The 25534-nt window shown below is 60.6% G+C and carries 26 protein-coding genes; 24 read left to right on the top strand and 2 right to left on the bottom strand.

Annotation, left to right across the window (positions count from 1 at the left end; genetic code table 11):
- Positions 1-6: 6 nt before the first annotated feature.
- The 3 genes from PSEBG33_RS06870 (at position 7) to PSEBG33_RS06880 (ending at position 3047) form a co-directional block, all read left to right on the top strand.
- A complete protein-coding gene (locus PSEBG33_RS06870) occupies positions 7-1338 on the top strand; it encodes a dicarboxylate/amino acid:cation symporter (RefSeq protein ID WP_003189258.1) in 1332 nt (443 codons plus the stop codon).
- Between the two features lie 141 nt (positions 1339-1479).
- Positions 1480-2466, top strand: coding sequence for an XdhC family protein (locus PSEBG33_RS06875; RefSeq protein ID WP_005790563.1), 987 nt, complete (start codon positions 1480-1482; stop codon positions 2464-2466).
- Positions 2463-3047 carry a nucleotidyltransferase family protein gene (locus PSEBG33_RS06880; RefSeq protein ID WP_005790562.1) on the top strand — a complete coding sequence of 195 codons (585 nt, stop codon included), beginning with the start codon at positions 2463-2465 and terminating at the stop codon, positions 3045-3047. The genes PSEBG33_RS06875 and PSEBG33_RS06880 overlap by 4 nt, the downstream gene beginning before the upstream one ends.
- Positions 3048-3127: 80 nt before the next feature.
- On the opposite strand, the gene rne is transcribed toward PSEBG33_RS06880, so the two are convergent.
- Positions 3128-6277 carry a ribonuclease E gene (rne, locus tag PSEBG33_RS06885; RefSeq protein WP_198287274.1) on the bottom strand — a complete coding sequence of 1050 codons (3150 nt, stop codon included), beginning with the start codon at positions 6275-6277 and terminating at the stop codon, positions 3128-3130.
- A gap of 765 nt (positions 6278-7042) precedes the next feature.
- Between rne and rluC the strand changes: the two genes are divergently transcribed.
- Genes rluC through PSEBG33_RS06900 form a run of 3 tightly spaced genes read left to right on the top strand, consistent with a single transcriptional unit; the run spans position 7043 to position 9656 of the window.
- Positions 7043-8002 (top strand): 23S rRNA pseudouridine(955/2504/2580) synthase RluC, encoded by a 960-nt coding sequence (gene rluC, locus PSEBG33_RS06890; RefSeq protein WP_005790558.1) that lies wholly within the window; start codon positions 7043-7045, stop codon positions 8000-8002.
- Entirely contained in the window at positions 7989-8651 is a 663-nt protein-coding gene (locus PSEBG33_RS06895; RefSeq protein WP_005790556.1) for an HAD-IIIA family hydrolase, read from the top strand. Before rluC ends, PSEBG33_RS06895 begins: the two co-directional genes overlap by 14 nt.
- 21 nt (positions 8652-8672) lie before the next feature.
- The gene (locus PSEBG33_RS06900; protein ID WP_005790554.1) at positions 8673-9656 is read left to right on the top strand and encodes a S49 family peptidase; all 984 of its coding nucleotides are present in this window, start codon (positions 8673-8675) and stop codon (positions 9654-9656) included.
- Between the two features lie 71 nt (positions 9657-9727).
- Here the strand turns inward: PSEBG33_RS06900 and PSEBG33_RS06905 are convergent, their stop codons facing one another.
- On the bottom strand, positions 9728-10306 hold the full coding sequence (locus tag PSEBG33_RS06905; protein ID WP_005790553.1) for a Maf family protein: 579 nt from the start codon (positions 10304-10306) through the stop codon (positions 9728-9730).
- Positions 10307-10411: 105 nt separating this feature from the next.
- Here PSEBG33_RS06905 and PSEBG33_RS06910 point away from each other — a divergent pair, with 105 nt between their 5' ends.
- The 18 genes from PSEBG33_RS06910 to PSEBG33_RS06995 all read left to right on the top strand — a co-directional run bounded on the left by PSEBG33_RS06910 (position 10412) and on the right by PSEBG33_RS06995 (position 25490).
- The gene (locus PSEBG33_RS06910) at positions 10412-10942 is read left to right on the top strand and encodes a YceD family protein (protein ID WP_005790551.1); all 531 of its coding nucleotides are present in this window, start codon (positions 10412-10414) and stop codon (positions 10940-10942) included.
- A gap of 13 nt (positions 10943-10955) precedes the next feature.
- Positions 10956-11138, top strand: coding sequence for a 50S ribosomal protein L32 (gene rpmF / locus PSEBG33_RS06915; protein WP_003179396.1), 183 nt, complete (start codon positions 10956-10958; stop codon positions 11136-11138).
- 4 nt (positions 11139-11142) lie between these two features.
- On the top strand, positions 11143-12153 hold the full coding sequence (gene plsX / locus PSEBG33_RS06920) for a phosphate acyltransferase PlsX (protein WP_032879860.1): 1011 nt from the start codon (positions 11143-11145) through the stop codon (positions 12151-12153).
- A gap of 126 nt (positions 12154-12279) precedes the next feature.
- A complete protein-coding gene (gene fabD / locus PSEBG33_RS06925; RefSeq protein WP_005790546.1) occupies positions 12280-13218 on the top strand; it encodes an ACP S-malonyltransferase in 939 nt (312 codons plus the stop codon).
- Positions 13219-13242: 24 nt separating this feature from the next.
- On the top strand, positions 13243-13986 hold the full coding sequence (gene fabG / locus PSEBG33_RS06930; protein WP_005790544.1) for a 3-oxoacyl-ACP reductase FabG: 744 nt from the start codon (positions 13243-13245) through the stop codon (positions 13984-13986).
- Between the two features lie 191 nt (positions 13987-14177).
- A complete protein-coding gene (acpP, locus tag PSEBG33_RS06935) occupies positions 14178-14414 on the top strand; it encodes an acyl carrier protein (protein ID WP_003175607.1) in 237 nt (78 codons plus the stop codon).
- Positions 14415-14542: 128 nt separating this feature from the next.
- Positions 14543-15787, top strand: coding sequence for a beta-ketoacyl-ACP synthase II (fabF, locus tag PSEBG33_RS06940; RefSeq protein ID WP_005790527.1), 1245 nt, complete (start codon positions 14543-14545; stop codon positions 15785-15787).
- Complete coding sequence (pabC, locus tag PSEBG33_RS06945) at positions 15787-16602, top strand: aminodeoxychorismate lyase (RefSeq protein ID WP_005790526.1); 816 nt, start codon at positions 15787-15789, stop codon at positions 16600-16602. Before fabF ends, pabC begins: the two co-directional genes overlap by 1 nt.
- Before the next feature lies 1 nt (position 16603).
- Complete coding sequence (gene mltG / locus PSEBG33_RS06950) at positions 16604-17725, top strand: endolytic transglycosylase MltG (RefSeq protein WP_005790524.1); 1122 nt, start codon at positions 16604-16606, stop codon at positions 17723-17725.
- A 19-nt stretch (positions 17726-17744) separates the two neighbouring features.
- Positions 17745-18377, top strand: coding sequence for a dTMP kinase (gene tmk, locus PSEBG33_RS06955; protein ID WP_005790522.1), 633 nt, complete (start codon positions 17745-17747; stop codon positions 18375-18377).
- Positions 18370-19359: a DNA polymerase III subunit delta' gene (locus PSEBG33_RS06960; protein ID WP_005790520.1), complete on the top strand. Its 990-nt coding sequence runs from the start codon at positions 18370-18372 to the stop codon at positions 19357-19359. The genes tmk and PSEBG33_RS06960 overlap by 8 nt, the downstream gene beginning before the upstream one ends.
- Positions 19360-19422: 63 nt before the next feature.
- Positions 19423-20208 carry a TatD family hydrolase gene (locus tag PSEBG33_RS06965; RefSeq protein ID WP_005790519.1) on the top strand — a complete coding sequence of 262 codons (786 nt, stop codon included), beginning with the start codon at positions 19423-19425 and terminating at the stop codon, positions 20206-20208.
- A gap of 444 nt (positions 20209-20652) precedes the next feature.
- Complete coding sequence (locus PSEBG33_RS06970; RefSeq protein ID WP_005790517.1) at positions 20653-21318, top strand: TetR/AcrR family transcriptional regulator; 666 nt, start codon at positions 20653-20655, stop codon at positions 21316-21318.
- Between the two features lie 139 nt (positions 21319-21457).
- Positions 21458-22426, top strand: coding sequence for a GTP 3',8-cyclase MoaA (locus PSEBG33_RS06975; protein ID WP_005790516.1), 969 nt, complete (start codon positions 21458-21460; stop codon positions 22424-22426).
- Positions 22427-22525: 99 nt separating this feature from the next.
- Complete coding sequence (locus PSEBG33_RS06980; protein ID WP_005790515.1) at positions 22526-23131, top strand: DUF4823 domain-containing protein; 606 nt, start codon at positions 22526-22528, stop codon at positions 23129-23131.
- A gap of 16 nt (positions 23132-23147) precedes the next feature.
- The gene (locus PSEBG33_RS06985) at positions 23148-23708 is read left to right on the top strand and encodes a DUF1285 domain-containing protein (protein ID WP_005790513.1); all 561 of its coding nucleotides are present in this window, start codon (positions 23148-23150) and stop codon (positions 23706-23708) included.
- Between the two features lie 70 nt (positions 23709-23778).
- Positions 23779-24492, top strand: coding sequence for a GntR family transcriptional regulator (locus PSEBG33_RS06990; RefSeq protein WP_005790512.1), 714 nt, complete (start codon positions 23779-23781; stop codon positions 24490-24492).
- Positions 24489-25490: an ADP-ribosylglycohydrolase family protein gene (locus PSEBG33_RS06995; RefSeq protein ID WP_005790510.1), complete on the top strand. Its 1002-nt coding sequence runs from the start codon at positions 24489-24491 to the stop codon at positions 25488-25490. Before PSEBG33_RS06990 ends, PSEBG33_RS06995 begins: the two co-directional genes overlap by 4 nt.
- The last annotated feature ends 44 nt before the right edge of the window (positions 25491-25534 follow it).

The raw sequence follows: 25534 nt of genomic DNA, 5'->3' as shown, positions 1-25534 counted from the left end.
TTTGCAATGACGACTCGTCAGCCAATCTACAAATCCCTGTATTTCCAGGTGATCGTTGCAATCGTTATCGGTATTTTGCTCGGCCACTTCTACCCGCAGACCGGCGTGGCCCTCAAGCCACTGGGTGACGGCTTTATCAAGCTGATCAAAATGGTCATCGCCCCCATCATCTTCTGCACCGTTGTCAGCGGTATCGCTGGCATGCAAAGCATGAAATCGGTCGGCAAAACCGGTGGCTACGCACTGCTGTACTTCGAAATCGTGTCCACCATCGCCTTGCTGATCGGCCTGGTCGTGGTCAACGTTGTGCAGCCGGGCGCCGGCATGCATATCGACGTCGCCACCCTGGACGCCTCCAAAGTGGCGGCCTACGTCACCGCCGGTAAAGACCAGAGCATTGTCGGCTTTATCCTCAACGTCATCCCGAACACCATCGTCGGCGCCTTCGCCAACGGTGACATCCTGCAAGTGCTGATGTTCTCGGTGATCTTCGGTTTCGCTCTGCACCGCCTGGGTGCCTACGGCAAGCCGGTGCTGGACTTCATCGATCGCTTCGCCCACGTGATGTTCAACATCATCAACATGATCATGAAGCTCGCGCCAATCGGTGCCCTGGGCGCCATGGCGTTCACCATCGGTGCCTACGGTGTGGGTTCGCTGGTGCAGTTGGGCCAGTTGATGATCTGCTTCTACATCACGTGCATCCTGTTCGTCGTGCTGGTACTGGGTGCAATCTGCCGCGCTCACGGTTTCAGCGTGTTGAAACTGATTCGCTACATCCGTGAAGAGCTGCTGATCGTACTGGGTACATCGTCTTCCGAATCCGCACTGCCGCGTATGCTGATCAAGATGGAGCGCCTGGGGGCGAAGAAGTCCGTCGTTGGCCTGGTGATTCCAACCGGTTACTCCTTCAACCTCGACGGTACGTCGATCTACCTGACCATGGCTGCCGTGTTCATCGCTCAGGCGACCGACACCCACATGGACATCACCCATCAGATCACCCTGTTGTTGGTGCTGCTGCTGTCCTCCAAGGGCGCTGCAGGTGTGACTGGCTCGGGCTTTATCGTCCTGGCTGCCACCCTGTCGGCTGTCGGCCACCTGCCGGTTGCCGGCCTGGCGCTGATCCTGGGTATCGACCGCTTCATGTCCGAAGCCCGTGCCCTGACCAACCTGGTGGGTAACGCCGTAGCCACCATCGTTGTGGCTAAGTGGGTCAAGGAGCTGGACACCGACAAGCTGCAAAGCGAGCTGGCATCCGGTGGTACCGGTATCTCCGAAACCCGCGAGCTCGATGACCTGGGTGTGGCCGAAGGCCCTGCCCCTGTGGTCAAGTAAGCCGCTGATGGCGTGATCTGACGCCAAGGCAATTGGCAAACGCCCCGACTGGTTCGGGGCGTTTGCGTTTGTGCGCGGCCACTTTTTGATTATTTTGCTTTACAGTAAACGACGATTCTTCAACGCTGGCAGGAAGGTTTGATGGACAGTGTGGATTTGAATGTCCTGCGTAGCGTCCTGGAATGGCGCCGCGCCGGGCAGCGCGTGGTGTTGTACAGCGTGGTACAGACCTGGGGCAGCGCGCCGCGCCCTCCGGGGGCGATGCTGGCCTTGCGTGGCGACGGGGTGGTCATTGGTTCTGTGTCCGGAGGCTGTATCGAAGATGACTTGATCGCACGCCTGCAGGACGGGCGGCTGGCGGACGACGGACCACCAGTGCAACTGGTGACCTACGGCGTCACCCGCGACGAAGCGGCACGTTTTGGCTTGCCGTGTGGCGGCACGCTGCGCCTGACCGAAGAGCGGGTGGATGATTGGGCCTGGGTCGAGCAACTGTTGGCGCGCTGTGAAGACCACCAGGTCGTCGCACGTGAATTGGACCTGGCCACGGGCGCGGTAACCCTGAGCGCTGCGAGCAAGACTGATGTGGTGAGCTTCGACGGCGAACGCCTGCGCGCCATTTACGGCCCGCGCTGGCGGCTGTTGCTGATCGGCGCCGGGCAACTGTCGCGCTACGTCGCCGAAATGGCGCGCTTGCTGGATTTCGAAGTGCTGATCTGCGACCCCCGCGAAGAGTTCGTCTACGGCTGGGAAGAGCAACATGGCCGCTTCGTGCCTGGTATGCCCGACGAGGCGGTGTTGAACATCCACACCGATGAGCGCACGGCCATCGTTTGCCTGACCCATGATCCGCGTTTGGATGATATGGCGCTGCTGACGGCGCTAAACTCCGCTGCCTTCTACATCGGCGCCCTGGGTTCGCGGGTCAATACCCAGAAGCGCCGGGAGAACCTGGCGGCGCTGGGCTTGTCGGAGGATGCGATTGCGCGCTTGCATGGGCCGATTGGTTTGCATATCGGCAGCCATACACCGGCGGAGATTGCCCTGTCGTTGATGGCGGAAATTGTCGCGATCAAGAACGGCGTGGCACCGATGCAGAAAAAGCCCCTGGCGGTAGCGGCGCAGTGACCGTTACAGCGATTGTGCTGGCAGCGGGGCAGGGCAGTCGCTTTCGCGCCGAAGCCGGGGCGGATCAAGACAAGTTACTGGCTGCTTGCGTGGGGCTGGATGGCGTTATCCGGCCGGTCATCGAGCAGGTGCTGCGCAACTTGCCTGAGCGTGTTGTAACGCGCTGGCTGGTGACGTCGCCGGGGCGCGGGGAGGTTATCCGCCTGGCAGAGGCTTATGGCTGTCAGGTTGTACTGCTGGACTCGAGCGGGATGGGCGACAGCATTGCGGCGGCGGTCAAGGCCAGCGGTGCAGCGGATGGGTGGCTGGTGGTGTTGGGAGATATGCCGTTTATCCAGTCATCGAGTATCGAGCGGGTTATTGCCAGCGTGGAGGGCATCACTGTGCCGGTATCTGCCGGGCAGTATGGGCACCCGGTGGCTTTCGATCACACGTTTGGGCCGGCGCTGATGGCTCTTGGTGGGGATCGTGGGGCCAGGCCGTTGTTCGCACAAACACAGGTGCGAGAGGTGCAGGTAGATGATCCTGGTGTGCTTTGGGATGTGGATGTGCCGCAACGGTTGAGTTTTACTGCAGGTTAAGTGTGGGAGCTGGCATTCCAAGTAGCCATAAAAAAGCCCCGCCTGATTGCTCAGGCGGGGCTTTTTAGTGGCTGATGGAATCAGACGAGGGGTTTAGGCTCTTCTTCCACGGCCTTGTGCTCTACCGCCTGGGCAGCCGCTGCGGCAGCTGCTTCGGCTTCCTTGCGGCGACGACGCACTTCACGCGGGTCGTTCGGCGCACGGCCATTTTCGGTAAGGGCGCTGGCAGGTGCAGCTTCAACTACAGGGGCGGACACTTCGGCAACCACTGGGGCTTCAACTTCAACCACGGGTGCAGGCTCCACAACCGGCGTCGGCTCAATCACTGGGGCTGGCTCGGCGACGACTTCAGCAACCGGCGTCGGCGCTTCTTCTACCGCAGGGGCAGGTGTTGGCGCTTCAACCGGGGCAGCTGGCTCAGCGGTCCACTGGAAGGCGGTCTGTTCTTCGCGAACTTCACGCACAACCGGGGCGGCTTCTTCGGCAACCGGTGCTTCTACGGCCGCTTCAACCACTGGTGCAGGCTCGATAACCGGTGCGGGCTCAACAGCAACCACTTCGGTTTCTGGCTGTGCGTCGCGAACCGGAGCAACTTCCACTTCCGTAACCACTGGGGCTTCGATAGGGGTGGTGGCTTCCACGACTGGCGCTTCAACAACCGGCGCTACAACCACTGGGGTCTCGGCAACTGGCGCTTCTACTACAGCGGTTTCCTCGACTGCAGCAGTAGCACGCTCGGCTTGCTCGTGAGCCTGGGCTTCAGCGGGTGCGCTGATGACCGAGCTGGCGACGGCAGCGGTAACGGCCAAGCCGGCAGCCAGTTCGGCACCCGTTGGCTCGTTGCTGGTGGCAGCTTCTGCGTTTTCGCCGGCTTCTTCCGAGCCTTCGATCACGTTGCCGTTGGCGTCACGCTGACGCTCACGACGGTTGCTGCGACGACGCTGGCCACGGGAGCGGCGGCGTGGACGATCGCCTTCGGCGTTGTCCTGGCCGTCTTCCTGCAGTTGCTCTTCGCCGGTCAGTACTTCTTCTTCGCTGGCGGCAGCGGCTTGCTCGGCGCGTGGTTGACGCTCCTCACGCGGTGGGCGCGGCTGGCGCTCTTCACGTGGGGCACGCTCTTCACGCGGCTGGCGGGCCGGGCGTTCTTCGGTGGTTGCGGCAGCGGCAGCAGCAACGGCAGGTGCCGCATCCAGCGGCTCGCGCAGTTCACGCACACGCTCTTCACGCTCGCCACGCGGCTTGCGATCTTCGCGCGGGGCACGCGGGGTACGTGGTGCGCGCTCTTCACGCGGTGCACGTTCTTCGCGGGCTACGGCCGGGGTTTCTTCACGGGCTTCGCGAGGAACACGCTCTTCACGGGGGGCGCGTTCTTCACGCGGTGCACGTTCTTCGCGAGGCTTGCGCTCTTCGTCACGGCGGCCGTTGCGGTTGCGGCTCTGCTGGCGGCCGTTGCGACGCTCTTCGTTGCGCGCCGGGCGCTCGGTGGCAGGCTTTTCAACCACAACCGGGGCGGCAGGCTCTTCCTTGGTGGCGAACAGGCTGACCAGCGACTTCACCAGGCCCTTGAACAGGCTTGGCTCAGGCAGGGCGGCCGGTGCGGCAACCGGGGCGGCGGCTTCGGTCGGGACCGGTGCGTTGGCACGTGCCGGCGCGGTCTTGACGGCGGCTTCCTGGCGAACCAGGGTGCGGGTCGCGGCGGCGGGCTGAACTTCTTCCACTTCGGCCGCGGCAGCAGCGATTTCGTAGCTGGACTGCCCGCTATGGGCTTCCGGGCTGTCATCACGCAGGCGCTGTACTTCGAAGTGCGGCGTCTCGAGATGATCGTTCGGCAGGATGACGATACGAGCACGGGTGCGCAGTTCGATCTTGGTGATCGAGTTGCGTTTTTCGTTGAGCAGGAAGGCGGCAACCGGGATCGGCACTTGTGCGCGAACTTCGGCGGTGCGGTCTTTCAGGGCTTCTTCTTCGATCAGGCGCAGGATCGCCAGGGACAGCGATTCAACGTCACGGATGATACCGGTGCCGTTGCAACGCGGGCACACGATACCGCTGCTCTCACCCAGGGACGGGCGCAGGCGCTGACGGGACATTTCCAGCAGGCCGAAGCGCGAGATACGGCCCACTTGTACGCGGGCACGGTCGGCTTCCAGGCACTCGCGGACTTTCTCTTCCACGGCGCGCTGGTTCTTGGCGGGGGTCATGTCGATGAAGTCGATCACGATCAGGCCGCCGATGTCACGCAGGCGCAGCTGGCGGGCGATTTCTTCAGCCGCTTCCAGGTTGGTCTGCAGGGCGGTTTCTTCGATGTCGCTGCCTTTGGTCGCACGTGCCGAGTTGATGTCAATGGACACCAGAGCTTCGGTCGGGTCGATCACGATGGAGCCACCGGAAGGCAGTTCGACCACGCGCTGGAAGGCGGTCTCGATCTGGCTTTCGATCTGGAAACGGTTGAACAGCGGCACGCTGTCTTCGTACAGCTTGATCTTGCTGGCGTACTGCGGCATTACCTGGCGGATGAAGGTCAGGGCTTCGTCCTGGGCTTCAACGCTGTCGATCAGCACTTCGCCGATGTCCTGGCGCAGGTAGTCGCGGATGGCGCGGATGATCACGTTGCTTTCCTGATAGATCAGGAACGGCGCGGAACGGTCCAGGGACGCTTCCTTGATAGCGGTCCACAGTTGCAGCAGGTAGTCGAGGTCCCACTGCATTTCTTCGCTGCTGCGGCCCAGGCCGGCAGTGCGAACGATCAGGCCCATGTCGGCCGGTGCGATCAGGCCGTTCAGCGCTTCGCGCAGTTCGTTGCGCTCTTCGCCTTCGATGCGACGGGAAATACCGCCGGCACGCGGGTTGTTCGGCATCAGGACCAGGTAACGGCCAGCGAGGCTGATGAAGGTGGTCAGGGCAGCACCCTTGTTGCCACGTTCTTCTTTCTCGACCTGGACGATGACTTCCTGGCCTTCGCTCAGGACGTCCTTGATGTTCACGCGGCCTTCGGGGGCTTTCTTGAAGTATTCGCGGGAGATTTCTTTGAGGGGCAGGAAGCCGTGGCGCTCGGAGCCGAAATCGACAAAGGCAGCCTCAAGGCTTGGTTCGATGCGAGTAATACGGCCTTTATAGATGTTGGCCTTCTTTTGCTCGCGTGCACCGGATTCGATGTCCAGGTCGTAGAGGCGTTGGCCATCTACCAGTGCAACACGCAACTCTTCGGGTTGAGTTGCGTTAATCAGCATTCTTTTCATGTTGTACCGTCGGTTTCCGGGCTGCCGGAAACGGCGTTCGGCACACACGACTTCTCACGGTCGGTGTCAGGTGCGTCAAGAGTGGTTGGCCACTCCAGTGTCCAGCAAAACCTGCCAATTGGGCCGGTATCGCGACGGACGCGTCCTGCTCGTTAGCGGTGGTGACAAAGGCACCACTTCAACAAAAGCTAAGGTCAGGAGGAGGAATCAACCGGCGACTGTGGACGAGATGAAGCGTCTGAAACAAGCCTAGTGCTACACAGTCCGACGGTTGTGCATCTCCACCCTACACGTATCCCTGATAATTCGGGTGCTGCCGCGCGCAGAATCCGCAGCGGGTTGGCATTTACCGTGGGCTCCAATGGGGAGTCCACGCTCATGGCTAAACAAGACTAGGTGTGGGCGACTGCGCTCTCACTCAGCTCTTAACAGGCGTTGTTTCCGAAGCATCTGCCATGGTCTGGCTCAAGACTGACTGCACTTTGTGAACTGGCCGTAAATATCGGCGCAAAACGCGAGTATTCACTCTGCTTTTTGCACTCGCTTCAGGCCTCATGTCACCTGCGCTTGTTACAATCCCGAGCCTTCCAAGGTGGCCGAAGCCCCGTAGGACGGCCTCGCGTCCTGATGAATTGCGATGGTCAGGGCCGGCAATTTGCCGCATGTCCTCTGTCCAGGCCGCTTTTGGCGGCGTTCGCGACTATAGCAGCAATGATTAAGTGCTTCAATTCCATAAAAATTGTTATCATCGCGGCCATGACGACTACCACCCCCCCGACCCCCAGCGTCCAGCTGCTTGAGGTCTCGCCGGAATATGCCGGCCAACGCATCGACAATTTTCTCCTGGCCCGGCTCAAAGGCGTGCCCAAGACCTTGATTTACCGCATTTTGCGTAAAGGCGAAGTGCGCGTGAACAAGGGGCGGATCAAGCCTGAGTACAAGTTGCAGGCGGGCGATATTGTCCGTGTGCCGCCCGTACGCGTGCCTGAGCGCGACGAGCCTGTGCCCTTGGCCCAGGGGCTGTTGCAGCGCCTGGAAGCCTCGATTGTCTTCGAAGACAACAAACTGATCGTGATCAACAAGCCGTGCGGCATTGCAGTTCACGGCGGCAGCGGCCTGAACTTCGGCGTGATCGAAGCCTTTCGCCAGTTGCGCCCGGATGCCAAGGAGCTGGAGCTGGTCCATCGCCTGGACCGTGACACCTCCGGCCTGTTGATGATCGCCAAGAAGCGCAGCATGTTGCGCCACCTGCACACCGCCCTGCGTGGCGACGGGGTGGACAAGCGCTACATGGCGCTGGTGCGTGGCAATTGGGCCAGCTCGATCAAGAGCGTTCGTGCGCCGCTGCAAAAGAGCAACCTGCGTTCCGGTGAGCGTATGGTCGAGGTGGACGAGGAGGGCAAAGAAGCCCTGACCCTGTTCAAGGTACTGCGCCGCTTCGGCGACTTCGCCACCATGGTCGAAGCCAAGCCGGTCACTGGTCGTACCCACCAGATACGCGTGCACACCCTGCACGCGGGGCACTGCATTGCCGGTGACACCAAGTACGGTGATGAGGGTTTCTCCAAGGAGATCCGCGATCTGGGCGGTAAACGTCTGTTCCTGCACGCCTACATGCTCACCGTGCCGCTGCCCGATGGTGGCGAGCTGAAATTGCAGGCGCCGGTCGACGAGATGTGGGCCAAGACCGTGGAGCGTTTGAGTGTCGCACCTTGACTACAAGCTGCTGATCTTCGATTGGGATGGGACGCTGTGCGATTCCATTGGTCGGATTGTCGAGTCGATGCATATGGCTTCGACTCGCTCGGGTTTTGAGTTGTGCAGCGACCTCGCGGTCAAGGGCATCATTGGTCTGGGCTTGCCTGAAGCAATCCGCACGCTTTATCCGCAAATTGCCGACGACGAGCTGATAGCGTTCCGCGAGCATTACGCCGATCACTATATTGCGCTGGAGGCCGAGCCTTCGCCGCTGTTCGACGGTGTGGTGCAGTCGCTGCAGGCTTTGCGTGCCGAGGGCTATCAGCTGGCGGTCGCCACCGGAAAAGCCCGTCGCGGGCTGGATCGGGTGCTCAAGGCGCATGGCTGGGAAGACTATTTCGACATCACCCGTGCGGCCGATGAAACCGCCAGCAAGCCCCATCCTCTGATGCTGGAGCAGATCCTGGATCATTGCGGTGTATCGCCGCGCCAGGCATTGATGGTGGGTGATGCATCTTTCGACCTGATGATGGCGCGCAATGCTGGCATGGACAGCGTAGCGGTCAGCTATGGCGCCCAGGCTGCGGAGGCGTTGCAGCAATACGAGCCGAGGCTCACGATTGATCATTTTTCTGAATTGCAGGCCTGGCTCAGCCGGGCCCGATAAGTCTTTGCTGGGGTTGATGGCATGAGTGACGAGTGGAAAGCGCCCGAAAAGGCCGAAAGCAGTGATGATAAAAGCTGGAAACTGCTGGAGAAGACCCTCCTGGCCAGTGTCCAGGAGCAGCGTCGTTCGCGGCGCTGGGGGATTTTTTTCAAGCTGCTGACCTTTGTTTACCTACTTGGGATGCTGGCGCTGTTCAGTCCGCTGATGGATATGGAAAAAAGCGCTACCCGCGGTAGTCACTACACCGCCCTGATCGAGGTGCGCGGTGTGATTGCCGACAAGGAGCCCGCGAGTGCCGACAATATCGTCACCAGCCTGCGCGCCGCCTTCGAAGACCCCAAGGTCAAGGGCGTGATCCTGCGTATCAACAGTCCTGGCGGCAGCCCTGTGCAGTCGGGCTATGTGTATGACGAGATTCGCCGGCTGCGCGCACTCCATCCGGATACCAGGCTCTACGCGGTAATTTCCGACCTGGGCGCCTCGGGGGCCTATTACATCGCCAGTGCCGCTGACCAGATCTATGCCGATAAGGCCAGCCTGGTGGGCTCCATTGGTGTGACGGCGGCCGGTTACGGTTTTGTCGGCACCATGGAGAAGCTGGGGGTGGAGCGTCGCACCTACACCTCGGGTGAGCACAAGGCGTTCCTGGATCCTTTCCAGCCGCAGAAGGCGGATGAAACCGCGTTCTGGCAGAGCGTGCTCGATACCACTCATCGCCAGTTCATTGCCAGCGTCAAGCAGGGCCGTGGGGATCGTCTGAAAGATAAAGACCATCCGGAATTGTTCTCCGGGTTGGTGTGGTCAGGCGAGCAGGCGTTGCCGCTGGGCTTGATTGACGGATTGGGCAGTGCCAGCTCGGTGGCGCGGGATGTGGTTGGCGAGAAGGAGTTGGTGGATTTTACGGTCGAGGAATCGCCGTTTGATCGCTTCTCCAAAAAGCTCGGCGCCAGCGTGGCTGAGAAGCTGGCCCTGTACATGGGCTTCCAAGGCCCGACGCTACGCTGATACCCCGAGCCTGCTGTAGATCAAAAGGTGGGAGGGGGCTTGCTCCCTCCCACATTTGGCCGGTGGTGTATTTAAGGGATTTGCGCGCCCTCGGCGAGCAGCATATCCACCAGCCGAATCAGCGGCAGCCCGACAAGGCTGGTCGCATCCGGCCCTTCGGTGCTTTGAAACAGGCTCACGCCCAGCCCCTCGGCCTTGAAGCTGCCCGCGCAGTCATAGGGCTGCTCGATCCGCAGGTAGCGCTCAATACGCTCTGCATCCAGCTCGCGCATGGTTACCGTGAAAGGCACGCAGTCGACCTGGCAATGCCCTGTGTTGCTGTTGAGCAGTGCCAGCCCGGTAAGAAAGCTCACACGCTTGCCGCTGGCCGCCAACAATTGCTCGCGGGCGTTTTCAAAGGTGTGAGGCTTGCCGATGATCCGGCCTTCCAGTGCAGCGACCTGGTCAGAGCCAATGATTAAATGGCCAGGATGGCTGGCGGCGAGGGCGCGGGCTTTTTCTTCGGCCAGGCGCTTGACCAGTTCGATGGCGGATTCGTCCGGGCGGTGGCTTTCGTCGATATCCGGCGAGCTGCAGGTGAAAGGCAGGTGCAGGCGGCTCAGTAATTCCCGGCGATAAACCGAGCTGGACGCGAGTAATAAAGGCAGCATATACGTCTCCTCAAGGCAGTCACCGATTCTAGCGACGCGACCGGCTGACGCACAGGGCTGAATTTCCTTTGACATGGCTGGGTGCATCCCTATAATGCTGCGCCTATGTTGAATGACCCGATTCCACCTCACGTTGACCCGCGCAAATTGGCTGATCGTGGCACCACCCTTCAAGGTGAAGTGCTGCTGGCCGATTTGGAGAGACTCTGCGACCCGCTTTCCGACACTGTCGGTACGGTGCAGGCTAAATTCGTTTTTGAACGAGATGAACGTAAGTCTGTGGTAATCCACAGCTTTATCGACACCGAAGTCAAAATGGTTTGCCAGCGTTGTCTTGAGCTGGTCACCCTGCCGATCCACAGCGAATGCAGTTATGCTGTGGTGAAAGAGGGTGCGAATACCCAGTCGTTGCCGAAAGGTTATGACGTGCTGGAACTGGGCGAAGATCCATTGGATCTGCATGCACTGATCGAGGAGGAGCTTTTGCTCGCCTTGCCCATTGTGCCTGCTCATCATCCGGAAGAATGCCAGCAGCCGGAGGGTCTCGATGACGAGGCCGAGCCGAGCGAGGACGAGGTAACGCGGTCCAACCCGTTCAGTGTATTGGCGCAGTTAAAGCGTGACCCAAACGTTTAGGAGTTAATCAATTATGGCTGTTCAGCAGAACAAAAAATCCCGCTCCGCCCGTGACATGCGCCGTTCGCACGACGCTCTCGAGGCTAGCACCCTGTCCGTGGAAAAGACCACTGGTGAAGTTCACCTGCGTCACCACGTATCGCCAGAAGGCGTATACCGTGGCCGTAAAGTGATCGACAAGGGCGCTGACGAGTAATCACTTGTCTGCCCAAGTCATCGCGATTGACGCAATGGGCGGGGACTTCGGTCCCCGCAGCATTGTTCAGGCCTGCATTGCCAGCCTGTCTGCTACGCCCTCGCTGCACCTGACCCTCGTCGGTCAACCTACCCTTCTTGAAGAACTGATTGCCAGCCATCCGGCGGTGGATCGCGCGCGCCTGACCATTACCCCCGCCAGCGAAACCATCAGCATGGATGAAAAGCCGGCCGCAGCCTTGCGCGGCAAGCCCGACTCTTCAATGCGTGTGGCGCTTGAGCTGCTGCGTGATGGCAAGGTGCAAGCCTGTGTCAGTGCCGGTAATACAGGGGCGTTGATGGCCTTGTCGCGGCATGTGCTCAAGACCTTGCCGGGTATCGACCGCCCGGCGATGGTGGCGGCGATCCCGACGCAGAAGGGCTATTGCCAGTTGCTGGACTTGGGCGCCAATGTCGATTGCAGTGCCGAGCACCTGTTGCAGTTCGCCGTGATGGGCTCGGTGGCCGCTGAAGCGCTGGGCGTAGCCCGGCCAAGGGTCGCCCTGCTGAATATCGGCACCGAGGACATCAAGGGCAACCAGCAGGTCAAGCTCGCCGCCACGTTGTTGCAAGGCGCGCCGGGCTTGAACTACATAGGTTTTGTCGAAGGTGACGGCTTGTACCGTGGTGAAGCCGACGTAGTGGTGTGTGACGGGTTTGTCGGCAACATCTTGCTCAAGTCGAGCGAGGGCTTGGCAACCATGATTGCCACGCGTATCGAAGCCTTGTTCAAGCAGAGCCTGGTATCGCGCATGGTCGGTGCCCTGGCGCTGCCGTTGATGCGCCGCTTGCAGGCCGACCTGGCACCGGCACGGCACAACGGAGCGAGCTTTCTCGGCTTGCAGGGCATTGTGGTCAAAAGCCACGGCTCGGCCGGCGTGCAGGGGTTTCAAAGTGCGATTGCGCGGGCGTTGATCGAGATACAGGAAAACCTGCCGCAACGCCTGCACGGCCGTCTTGAGGATCTGTTGCCTTAGGCGAATTGGCCCGGGAGTGCTTAAATGTGACCGGCCAGTTCAATTGACCATCCAATCTGTCAGTTTCGCGCGCTCCCAACGTTGGAGTGCGCATTTTTGACGACCAGATCATTAGGGGCTTGTTACATGTCTACATCCCTCGCATTCGTCTTTCCAGGGCAGGGTTCGCAGTCCCTCGGCATGTTGGCCGAGCTGGGCGCGCAATACCCGCTGGTCCTGGATACCTTCAAGGAAGCTTCCGATGCCCTGGGTTACGACCTGTGGGCGCTGACCCAGCAGGGGCCGGAAGAGCAGCTCAATCAAACCGATAAAACCCAGCCGGCCATCCTGACCGCTTCGATCGCCCTGTGGCGCTTGTGGCTGGCAGAAGGTGGGGCGCGTCCGGCATTTGTTGCCGGACACAGCCTGGGCGAATACAGCGCCCTGGTGGCGGCGGGTAGCCTGACCCTTGGTGAAGCGGTCAAGCTGGTCGAGCGTCGTGGCCAGTTGATGCAAGAAGCCGTTCCGGCTGGGCAGGGCGGCATGGCCGCGATCCTGGGCCTGGACGATGCGGTAGTAATCGAGGCCTGCGCCGAAGCGGCGCAAGGTGAAGTGGTCAGCGCGGTGAACTTCAACTCCCCGGGCCAGGTGGTGATCGCCGGCGCCAAGGCGGCTGTTGAGCGCGCCATCGAAGGCTGCAAGGCCCGGGGTGCCAAGCGTGCACTGCCGTTGCCGGTGAGCGTGCCGTCCCACTGTGAACTGATGCGCCCGGCTGCCGAGCGCTTTGCCGAGTCTATCGCGGCCATCAACTGGCAAGCGCCGCAGATCCCGCTGGTACAGAACGTCAGCGCGGCCGTGGCCGCCGACCTCGACACCCTCAAGCGCGACCTGCTGGAGCAACTGTACAAGCCGGTACGCTGGGTTGAATCGGTCCAGACCCTGGCCGCCAATGGCGCCACTGAGCTGGTCGAGTGTGGCCCGGGCAAAGTCCTGGCCGGCCTGAACAAGCGCTGCGCCGACGGTGTGTCGACCGCCAACCTCAATACCCCTGAAGCCTTCGCTGCCGCTCGCGCGGCACTGGCCTGAATCCCGTACTTAGGAGAAGCCTGCATGAGTCTGCAAGGTAAAGTTGCACTGGTTACCGGCGCTAGCCGTGGCATTGGCCAGGCGATCGCCCTGGAGCTGGGCCGTCAGGGCGCCGTTGTGATCGGCACCGCCACTTCCGCCTCGGGCGCCGAGCGTATCGCCGCGACCCTGAAGGAAAACGGCGTGCAGGGCACCGGCCTTGAGCTGAATGTGACCAGCGATGAGTCCGTGGCTGCCGTACTGGCCGAGATCACTGCACAGTTCGGTGCGCCGGCGATTCTGGTGAACAACGCCGGTATCACCCGTGACAACCTGATGATGCGCATGAAAGACGACGAGTGGTACGACGTGGTCGATACCAACCTGAACAGTCTGTTCCGCCTGTCCAAGGGTGTTTTGCGCGGCATGACCAAGGCGCGTTGGGGCCGAATTATCAATATTGGCTCCGTAGTGGGTGCCATGGGCAACGCAGGCCAAGTAAACTACGCTTCCGCCAAGGCCGGTCTGGAAGGTTTCAGCCGTGCACTGGCACGTGAAGTCGGTTCGCGGTCGATTACGGTCAACTCGGTGGCCCCAGGGTTCATCGACACCGATATGACCCGCGAACTGCCGGAAGCACAGCGTGAAGCGTTGCTGACGCAGATTCCGCTGGGCCGTCTGGGCCAGGCTCAAGAGATCGCGAATGTGGTCACTTTCCTGGCATCCGACGGTGCGGCATACGTGACTGGGGCTACAATCCCGGTGAACGGCGGGATGTACATGAGTTAAATTGTGACGGATCGCTTCAAAAAAATGTCATACGAGCTGTCTAAAATCCGTTATAAAGCTGCAACTTAATTTATAGGCAGGTGGCCGACCGGGTACAGGGTGAAGCTTTCAGTTGAAAAGCTGAAATGGCTTTCTATACACTTACCCACTGGCCAGCTGCCTGAATTTGTCCATTAGGAGTTAAACAAGGTATGAGCACCATCGAAGAGCGCGTCAAGAAAATCGTTGCCGAGCAACTGGGCGTTAAGGAAGAAGAAGTGGTCAACACTGCTTCCTTCGTAGAAGACTTGGGTGCCGATTCCCTTGACACCGTTGAGCTGGTGATGGCTCTGGAAGAGGAATTCGAGACCGAAATCCCGGACGAAGAAGCTGAAAAAATCACTACTGTTCAAGCTGCCATCGACTACGTTACCAGCCACCAGGCGTAATAGTTTGTAGTCGTCGCTTGCTGTCAGGGAAAAACCGCACTGCTGTAACGGCGTGCGGTTTTTTCTTTAGGCGGTGATGAAAAGTAAGCTGCGAATCGAAGTGTCGTCATTAGAAAAAGGAGAGTGCTGTGTCGCGTAGACGCGTCGTAGTCACCGGTATGGGTATGTTGTCGCCACTGGGTACGGATGTGCCGAGCAGTTGGCAGGGCATTCTGGCTGGCCGCAGTGGTATTGGTCTGATCGAACACACGGACCTTTCTGCCTATTCCACCCGTTTTGGCGGCTCGGTAAAGGGCTTCAATGTCGAGGAATATCTCTCGATCAAAGAATCCCGCAAGCTCGACCTGTTCATTCAATACGGCTTGGCAGCCGGTTTTCAGGCGGTGCGCAACGCCGGCCTGGAAGTCACCGACGCCAACCGTGACCGCATCGGCGTGGCCATGGGTTCGGGGATTGGCGGTTTGACCAATATCGAAGAAACCAGCCGCACGCTGCACGATTCCGGCCCGCGTCGAATTTCACCGTTCTTCGTGCCCGGCTCGATCATCAATATGATTTCCGGCTTCCTGTCCATCCACCTGGGTGCACAAGGGCCTAACTACGCCATCGCAACGGCGTGCACCACGGGCACCCACTGCATCGGCATGGCGGCGCGCAACATCGCTTATGACGAAGCGGATGTGATGATCGCCGGTGGCGCTGAAATGGCCGCCTGCGGCCTGGGCATGGGTGGCTTCGGTGCATCCCGTGCGTTGTCGACCCGCAATGACGAGCCGACCCGGGCCAGCCGTCCATGGGACAAGGGCCGTGATGGCTTCGTGCTGTCTGACGGCGCCGGTGCCCTGGTGCTCGAAGAGCTGGAGCACGCCAAGGCGCGTGGCGCCACCATCTACGCCGAGTTGATCGGCTTTGGCATGAGCGGCGATGCCTATCACATGACGTCGCCACCGTCCGACGGTGCCGGTGCTGCGCGCTGCATCACCAATGCACTGCGCGATGCGAAGGTCAACCCTGACCAGGTGCAGTACATCAACGCCCATGGTACTTCGACGCCGACCGGCGACCTGGCGGAAGCCGAAGCCATCAAGTCGGTGTTCGGTGAACATGCCTACAAGCTGGCCGTCAGCTCCACCAAGTCCATGACCGGCCACCTGTTGGGTGCGGCGGGCGCGGTCGAGGCGATCTTCAGTGTCATGGCGATCAAGGATCAGGTCGCTCCGCCGACCATCAACCTTGATGAGCCGGACGAAGGCTGCGATCTGAACTTCGTGCCCCACGAAGCGCAACCGATGCCGATCGACGTGGTGATCTCCAACTCGTTCGGGTTTGGTGGCACCAACGGCTCCCTGGTGTTCCGCCGGTTCGCCGAGTGATGCACAGCTGGGTCGACGGTCAGCCAGCGGGCAGCGTGCCCCTGAAAGATCGTGGCCTGGCGTATGGCGATGGGATATTCGAGACCATCGCCGTCAAGGCCGGGCAGCCGTTGCTGCTCGACCGTCACCTGCAACGCCTGGAAGAGGGTTGCAGGCGCTTGGCACTGGTGGCGGATCACGGGTTGATTCGCAACGAAGTGCTTGGCTTCGCCGTCGCGCTGGGTGACGGTGTCCTCAAGTTGATCCTCACCCGTGGCGACAGCCTGCGCGGTTATGGCATCAACCCTGGCGCCCCGGTGCGTCGTATCTTGCAGGGCAGTGCGCCCGCTGTTTACCCGCCCGCCCATGCAATCGAAGGCATCCGCCTGTTCCCCTGTACCACGCGCTTGGCTGAGCAGCCGCTGCTGGCCGGTCTCAAGCACCTCAACCGCCTGGAGCAAGTGATCGCCCGTGCTGAATGGCAAGATACCGAACATGCCGAAGGCTTGATGCTGGATATGTCCGGACGGGTGATCGAAGGCGTGTTCAGCAACCTGTTCCTGGTGCGCAACGGCTTGTTACTAACCGCTGATCTGACCCGTTGCGGCGTGGCCGGGGTGATGCGCGCCGAGCTGCTGGCCCAGGCACAAGCGCTGGGCATCCCGGTGGCCGTGGCCGATATCGATATTGAGCAGTTGCAGCAGGCCGATGAGGTCTTCGTCTGCAACAGCGTATATGGCATTTGGCCGGTGCGTGGATGCGCTGCGATGAGCTGGCCGGTTGGGCCGCTCACCCGTAAACTGCAGGGTATTGTTCGCGCGCTATTGGATATTTGAGTTGATACGAAAACTGGTGTTACTGCTGCAGATCAGCCTGGTCTCGGCAGCGTTGCTCGTGGGCTTTTCGGCCTGGAAACTCGACTCTGCCCTCAAGCAGCCCCTGAAGCTGCCCCAGGAGCAGTTGCTCGACGTGCCGGCTGGCGCTACCCCAACGGGTACTTTCAATCGTCTGGAAGCCGACGGTGTACTTGACGACGCATTCTGGTTACGCCTGTACTGGCGCTTCAACCTTGAAGGCCAGCCACTGCACAGCGGCGAATATCGCATGACACCCGGCCTCACTGCCGAAGGCTTGATCGGCCTGTGGCAGCGCGGCGAAGTGGTGCAATACAGCCTGACCCTGGTGGAGGGCTGGAATTTCCGCCAGGTGCGCACCGCCCTGGCCAAGCATGAAAAAATCGTACAGACCCTTCCTGGCCTGACTGACAGCGAAGTGATGGACAAGCTCGGCCATGCGGGTGAGTTTCCGGAAGGGCGTTTCTTCCCTGACACCTACCGTTTTGTACGCGGCATGACCGATGTCGAATTCCTGAAAAAAGCCTACAACCGCCTGGATGATGTGCTCGCCCAGGAGTGGAGCAAGCGTGCCGACGATGCGCCGTACACCGACCCTTATCAGGCACTGATCATGGCGTCCCTGGTGGAAAAGGAGACCGGCGTGCCGCAAGAGCGTGGGCAGATTGCTGGTGTGTTCGTGCGCCGCATGAAGATCGGCATGATGCTGCAGACTGATCCCACCGTGATTTACGGCCTGGGTGAGCGCTACAACGGCAAGTTGACCCGCGCCCACCTCAAGGAAGCCAACCCCTACAACACCTATATGATCGCCGGCCTGCCGCCCACGCCTATTGCGATGGTCGGTCGCGAGGCGATCCATGCAGCGCTGAACCCGGTGCCGGGCAGCAGCCTGTATTTTGTCGCCCGTGGCGACGGCAGCCATATTTTCTCGGATAACCTGGATGCCCATAATGCCGCCGTGCGCGAGTTCCAGCTCAAGCGGCGTGGCGATTACCGCTCCAGCCCGGCTCCAGTGGTGAAACCGCTGGAAGATGCAACCGCACCTGCCGAGGCACCGATTGAGCCCGCGCCGGACACTACCGCGCCGCAAAGCCCGCAATGACTCTGACTAAGGACTGCCTGTGACTGGCTTGTTTATTACCCTGGAAGGCCCGGAAGGTGCCGGTAAAAGCACGAACCGCGACTACCTGGCCGAGCGCCTGCGTGCGCAGGGCATTGAAGTGGTGCTGACCCGCGAGCCGGGCGGTACGCCGCTGGCCGAGCGTATACGCGAAGTGCTGTTGGCCCCGGGTGATGAGCCAATGAACCCGGACACCGAGCTGCTGCTGGTATTTGCCGCCCGAGCCCAACACCTGGCCGAAGTGATTCGCCCCGTGCTGGCACGCGGCGCCGTGGTGATTTGTGATCGGTTCACGGATTCCACCTACGCCTACCAGGGCGGTGGCCGAGGTTTGTCAGTAGAGCGTATCGCCACCCTTGAAACCTTCGTACAGGGCGATGTGCGTCCGGATTTGACCCTGCTGTTCGATCTGCCCGTGGAAGTGGGCATGGCCCGCGCCAGCGCTCGCGGTCGTCTGGATCGTTTCGAACTGGAAGGCCCGGTATTTTTCGACGCGGTGCGCAGCGCTTTCCTGCAGCGCGCCAAGGCTGAGCCGGCGCGTTATTACCTGCTCGATGCGGCGCAGCCGTTGAACCAGGTGCAACAGGCCATCGACGCGCTGTTGCCGACTCTGCTGGAGCGCACTCGTGGCTGAGTCCTACCCGTGGCAGGACAGCCTGTGGCAGCAACTGGCCGGTCGTGCCCAGCACGCCCATGCCTATTTGCTGCATGGGCCAGTGGGCATCGGTAAGCGTCACCTCGCCGAGCGCTTGATGGCCAGCCTGTTGTGCCAGCGCCCGGTCAATCTGCAGGCGTGTGGCGAGTGCAAATCCTGCCTGCTGCTCAAGGCCGGCAGTCACCCGGACAACTATGTGCTGGAGCCCGAGGAAGCCGACAAGGCGATCAAGGTCGACCAGGTACGCGACCTCGTCAGCTTCGTAGTGCAGACCGCGCAGATGGGCGGGCGCAAAGTGGTGCTGATCGAGCCAGTCGAGGCGATGAACATCAACGCCGCCAACGCCTTGCTCAAAAGCCTTGAAGAACCGTCCGGCGACACCGTGCTGTTGCTGGTGAGCCATCAGTCCAGCCGTTTGTTGCCGACGATTCGCAGCCGCTGCGTACAGCAGGCGTGCCCGTTGCCGAGCGAGGCCATGAGCCTGCAATGGCTGGCGCAGGCGTTGCCGGAGTGCACCGAGCAGGAACGGGTCGAGTTGTTGACCCTGGCGGCCGGTTCACCCCTGGCGGCAGTGAAGCTGCAAACCCAGGGCGTGCGTGAGCAACGGGCACTGGTTGTGGAAGGTGTGAAGAAGCTGCTCAAGCAGGAGCTGTCCGCCACGCAACTGGCTGAAAGCGCCTGGAAGGATATTCCCCTGCTGCTGTTGTTCGACTGGTTCTGCGACTGGTCCAGCCTGATCCTGCGCTACCAACTGACCCAGGATGAAAACGGCCTTGGCCTGGCGGATATGCGCAAGGTGGTGCAATACCTGGCGCAGAAAAGTGCCCAGGACAAAGTGCTGAATATTCAGGACTGGATCCTCGCGCAACGCCAGAAGGTACTCGGTAAGGCCAACCTCAACCGCGTGCTGTTGCTTGAGGCGCTGCTGGTGCAGTGGGTTGGCCTGCTCGGGCGCCGTTAATTTTCGCGGCCGACAGGTGTATGGTCGGCCAGACCCTTTTTGTGAATTAAGCCCTGACTTCCTATGCTCGTAGATTCCCATTGCCATCTTGATCGCCTTGACCTTGCCCAGCACGGCGGTTCCCTCGACGCCGCCCTTGAAGCTGCACGCCAGCGTGGGGTAGGGCACTTTCTGTGCATCGGCGTCAGCGCTGAAAACGCCGGCGACGTCAAAGCCCTGGCTGATCGCTACGCCGATGTGGATTGCTCGGTGGGCATCCACCCGCTGGACCTCAAGCCCGGCGAAGCCCCGGCTCTGGATTGGCTATTGGGCGAACTCAACCATCCACGGGTGGTGGCCATTGGCGAAACCGGCCTGGACTACCACTACGAGCCTGAAGCCGCCGAGTTGCAGCAGGCCTCTTTCCGCCTGCACTTGCAGGCCGCCCGGCAGACCGGCAAGCCGGTGATCGTCCACACCCGGGGGGCCCGCGCCGATACCTTGACCTTGCTGCGCGAAGCCGCGCTGCCGCAGGCCGGTGTGTTGCATTGTTTTACCGAAGACTGGGACATGGCCAAGGCTGCTCTGGACCTGGGGTTCTATATTTCCCTGTCGGGTATCGTCACCTTTCGCAACGCCGACGCGCTGCGCGACGTGGCTCGCCAAGTGCCAGCCGACCGCCTGCTGGTGGAAACCGACTCGCCGTACCTGGCACCTATTCCCCACCGCGGCAAGCCAAACCTGCCTGAATATGTGCGTGACGTGGCCGATTACTTGGCGATGCTGCGCGGCGAGTCGTACGAGCGCTTCGCCGAGCAGACCACCGAAAACTTCAAACGCCTGTTTCCGTTGGCCCATGTAGCCGGATAGCACGGCTGAATCGCAGGCAAAAAAAACCCGGGTTCTGGGGGGTGAATCCGGGCTAAGACCATTAGGAGTAAAACAAGGGCACGCAGTCCGTCGGTACCCAGGTCGTCGCGTCACTTGGGGGAGATGTCGCGGCGACAGTTGAAGTATTGATCAGTATCCGATTCAGTCCAGTCAGATCTGATCGTTTTTTAAACAGATTTGGAATACGCCCGCTTAGCTTGAGTTCTCATTGAGCAGGTGAGCAGCTTCAGGCGGCGCGTCTATTTCTGACTGATATCGATAAAAACGTTGGCGTATTGAAAGTTAAGTGCGTTGCGGGTTCACATAGACATTGCCCAACGACCGTTCAGTCGGGATAATCCCTCGCATCGGGTAAATCGTATCGCCACGTATCTGTGGCCCTGCGCAACCCTCCCTATTCCGACCTTTGCAGACTTCTTCCTCATGCACAAAGAACCCCGTAAGGTCCGTGAGTTTCGCCGCCGTGAGCAGGAAATTCTCGACACCGCACTCAAGTTATTCCTCGAACAGGGCGAAGACAGCGTCACGGTAGAGATGATTGCGGATGCCGTGGGTATCGGCAAGGGCACCATCTACAAGCACTTCAAATCCAAGGCCGAGATCTACTTGCGCCTGATGCTCGACTACGAGCGCGACTTGAACGAGCTGCTGCACTCGGCCGATGTCGACAAGGACAAGGAAGCGCTGTCTCGCGCTTACTTCGAGTTCCGTATGCGTGACCCGCAGCGCTACCGCCTGTTCGACCGCCTGGAAGAGAAGGTGGTCAAGGGGCACCAGGTGCCGGAAATGGTCGAGGAGCTGCACAAGATCCGCGCCTCGAACTTCGAACGCCTGACCCTGCTGATCAAGGGGCGTATCAGTGAAGGCAAGCTTGAAGACGTGCCGCCGTATTTCCACTACTGCGCCGCCTGGGCCCTGGTGCATGGCGCCGTGGCGCTGTATCACTCGCCGTTCTGGAGCAATGTGCTGGAGGATCAGGAAGGTTTCTTCCAGTTCCTGATGGACATCGGCGTGCGCATGGGCAACAAGCGCAAGCACAGCACTGAACTGCCTGGGCCTGAAAAAGGTAATGAGACCCCGGCTACGTAAGTTATTCGCCGCAGTGATGGGGCAATGATTTACTGCCAGGGGTATTAACCCAGGAATATACTCAGGCAAGGACCTTGCTAAAAGCTGATTTATGAGTCAGCTTTTAGCGCGCCCGAATTATCTTCTGCCGGAGTGATCCATGATCGTTGATCGTCAAGGCAGGCGTTTTCGCAATTTGCGGATCAGCCTGACCTCAGCCTGCAATTACGCGTGTACCTACTGCGTGCCTGACGGCAAGCGGCTGGTGGCTGCCCAGGACGAACTCTCGGCCGCTGCCATGGCCCGGGGCGTGGCTTACCTGATTGAAGCGGCGGGCATCGAACGCTTGCGCATTACCGGCGGCGAACCGCTGGTGAGCCCCAAGCTGGAAGCGTTCATGGACGCGGTAGGGCAGATGGGCCTCAGCGACATCAGCCTGACGACCAACGGCCAACTGCTGGCGCGCAAACTGCCGTTGCTGGTGGATGCCGGCATTCGGCGTATCAATGTCTCCCTCGATACCCTGGATGCCGATGCCTTTCGCAGCATCGCTCGTGGCGGCGACCTGGCCACCGTGCTCGATGGTATGGACCAGGCCAGCGCGGCCGGCATCAAGATCAAGGTCAACATGGTGCCATTGCGTGGCCAGAACCTGGATCAGGTGATGCCTCTGCTCGATTACTGCCTGGAGCGTGGCTACGAGTTGCGCTTTATCGAATTGATGCGCATGGGGCACCTGGCGAAAGACTCCAACGCGTTCCTCCAGCAATTTGTCAGCTTGCAGCAATTGCTCAGCCTGATCGGTGAGCGCCACGAATACCTGCAAGCCAACGCGCCCGTTGACGCTACCGCCGTACGCTACGAAGTACCGGGCAAAGGCTTCTTCGGCGTGATCGCCAACGAAAGTGTACCGTTCTGTCGTACGTGTTCGCGGTTGCGGTTGTCCTCCACGGGCTGGCTGCATGGTTGCTTGTCCTCAAGCAATCGCCACTACGTCGGTGACTTGCTTGATCAACCGCGCCACCAGGCATTGCCGGCCTTGCAGGGCTTGTTGATGAAGGCGCTGGGCGACAAGCAGGAAGTGGCGTTTTCGGGCGGCGCGACAATCATGAAGATCATTGGCGGCTAAGGTCGCGCATGCCTCAATGTGTTGTCCTTCAAGCTGGCGCAGAACCTGCATCTCACGCCCATTCGCCGGTTTTCCGTCACCGGCTTCTGGAGGATTAGGATGCGTAGTCTGGTTTTACTGCTGGCGGCGTTGGCCCTGAGTGGTTGTATGACCGTCAGCGATATGGCCGAAGGCACTCGCTATCAGATGAGCGATGCCGGGCTGCTGGACCATAGCGATACCCGGCGTACGGCCTCGGTGCGCATACAGCCGGATTCCTTTGTGTTTATCGCCCAAGGCGCCTTCGTGCCGCCGGGCAGCGCGTACCCGCGACCCAACGTGGTCGCCGAGGAAGCGTTCAACGGTTTCGTCGAATATTTCCCCATGGTCCGTCGTGCCCGCCAACCCGAAGGTCTTGAGCAGGCCATGGCCGAAGCCCGCGAGGCGGGGGCTCACTACCTGCTGTATTGCCGTTTTGCGGCAGCCGATGACCGTATCGGCAATGCCGATGAGTGGACCGACCAGCAAGCTCTGGACCGCCTGGGACTGGACAGCGGTGTGATCCAGGTCATGTTGATCGAGACCAGCACCCAGTATTTGATTGATACTGCACGTATTCGCAGTCGTGGCGGTTTACTGACGTTCCACGACACATCGCCACAAGATCTGATTGCCCGCCCCCTGGCGCAATACGCCCGAGGCTTGCTGGGTATGAGCAATCAGTAGACCTGAGGAGAGCCCCATGACCGATTCCGCCAAGGCCAATGACCTATTGGCCCAACTGCCCAAGGGCAAGGTGCCGGCACCGGTGCATCTGTGGAACCCGGATTTTTGCGGCAACATCGACATGCGCATTGCCCGCGACGGCACCTGGTTTTACCAGGGCACGCCTATCGGGCGAAAGCCGATGGTCAAACTGTTTTCCAATATCCTGCGCCGTGATGGCGATGATTATTTCCTGGTGACGCCGGTAGAAAAAGTCGGCATCAGCGTCGATGATGCGCCATTTGTGGCGGTAACCCTGGACGTGCAAGGGCAGGGCGAAAGCCAGGTATTGCGCTTTACCACCAACGTCGACGAGCAGGTCGAGGCCGGCCTCGAACACCCGTTGCGGGTGGTGACGGACCCTGTCACCCAGGAACCTGCACCCTACGTGCGAGTTCGCACCAACCTTGAAGCCCTCGTGCATCGCAACGTGTTCTACCAATTGGTGGAGCTGGCGGTGACTCGTCCGATAAACGGTCAGAACTGGCTTGGCGTATGGAGTGCAGGGGAGTTTTTCCCCATCGGCCTGGAACCCTGAGGCTGATTCTGCCTTCACCCTGAAATAATTCCCTTGCTGTAAATGCCCGCTTTCGGTTATCAATTTGTACATGATTAGACATGTTCGATTTGATAAGAAAAAACGCGTCGTCGACGAGCTCATCCGCCGTATCGAAGGTGGGGTCATGGCCGACGGTTTGCTGTTGCCGGGTGAGCATCAGTTGGCCGAGGAGTTTGCGGTCAGCCGTGGCACGCTGCGCGAAGCGTTGGCCGAGCTCAAGCGCCGTAACTATATCGCCACCCAGAGTGGTGTCGGCTCCATCGTCACCTTTGATGGTATGGTCCTCGACCAACGCAGCGGTTGGGCCCAGGCCCTGGCAGACACGGGGGCTCAGGTGAGCACCGACGTGCTGCGTTTCGAAGCCGTGACGCGCCCGGACCTGTTCAGCCGTTTCGGCACCGATCAATTTATTGCCCTGGATCGCCGCCGGAACACGGCCGATGGCGTTGCGGTGTCCCTGGAGCGTTCGTTGATGCCAGCAGTGGGCGGCCTGGAAAGCCTGCCCCGCATTGGCCTGATCGATGATTCCCTGACTATCACCCTGGCGGCCTACGGTTATGTGGGCGCCGAAGGTGACCAGTGGATCGGCGCCGAGCCCCTGAGCGATGAAGATGCTCAATTGCTCGGGCGCGCTACCGGCACGGTATTTCTCAAAGCTTCGCGCACCACCTACGACCGTCGCGAACGCTTCATGGAGCATGTCGAAAGTTTGCTCGACCCGCTGCACTTTCGCCTGCATCTGCAGTTTGGAGCCGCCAAATGACCCGGGAAGATCGCGCACTCGGTGCTTTCTATGGCTTGGCCCTGGGCGATGCCTTGGGTATGCCCACACAATCCTTGAGCCGCGAACAGGTGAAAGCGCGCTTCGGAACTATCACCGCCCTGGAAGACGCCGATGCCGACCAGCCCATCGCACCGAACATGCCCGCCGGTTCCATTACCGATGACACCGAGCAGGCCATCCTGGTCGCTGAGTTGCTGGTGCAAGGCCAAGGCCGGATCGAACCTGCCGTGCTTGCCCAGCGCCTGATCGACTGGGAAGCGGGAATGCGCGCCAAGGGTTCCCAGGACCTGCTCGGGCCGTCGACCAAACGGGCGATTGATATGATCCTGGCTGGCCATACGCCGCAAGAGTCCGGACGCTACGGCACCACCAATGGTGCGGCCATGCGCATCACCCCGGTGGGCATCGCCGCCGATGTGAGCGAGACAGCCTCGTTTATCCAGGCGGTGATCCAGGCTTGCCAGGTCACCCATAACACCAGCCTGGGTATCTCCAGTGCCGCGGCCGTGGCGGCGGTGGTCTCCGCCGGCATCAATGGCGTGGACCTCGGCGAAGCCTTGAACATCGGCATTCAGATTGCCCAGCAGGCTGAAAGCCATGGCCACTGGGTGGCCGGTGGACGCATTTCCACTCGCATCAGTTGGGCCCGCACCCTGAGTGTCGGCAGCGATGACAAGGCCCTGTTTGCCGATTTGCTCTACGAATTGATCGGGACGTCTGTTGCCTCGCAAGAGTCGGTGGTGGTGTCGTTCGCCCTGGCGCAGCAAGTCGCGTCCGGCGATATGAATGCCTTCGAAGCGCTGTGCCTGGCCGCCAGCCTGGGGGGCGACACCGACACGATCGCCGCGATCCTGGGGGCCATGCTCGGCGCGTGCCTGGGGATGCAGTGCTGGCCAGAGGCGCTGATCGAGCAGGTCAAGCAGGTCAATGGCCTGGACTTGCAGCCGCTGGTCCAAGCGTTATTGGCCTTGCGATAAACACGGAACTAAATGTGGGAGCTGGCTTGCCTGCGACAGCGGTT

It is taken from the genome of Pseudomonas synxantha BG33R (assembly GCF_000263715.2).
Lineage (GTDB): Bacteria > Pseudomonadota > Gammaproteobacteria > Pseudomonadales > Pseudomonadaceae > Aquipseudomonas > Aquipseudomonas synxantha_A.
The sequence above is the reverse complement of the archived record's forward strand: the minus strand, read 5'-3'. Positions and strand labels throughout refer to the sequence as shown.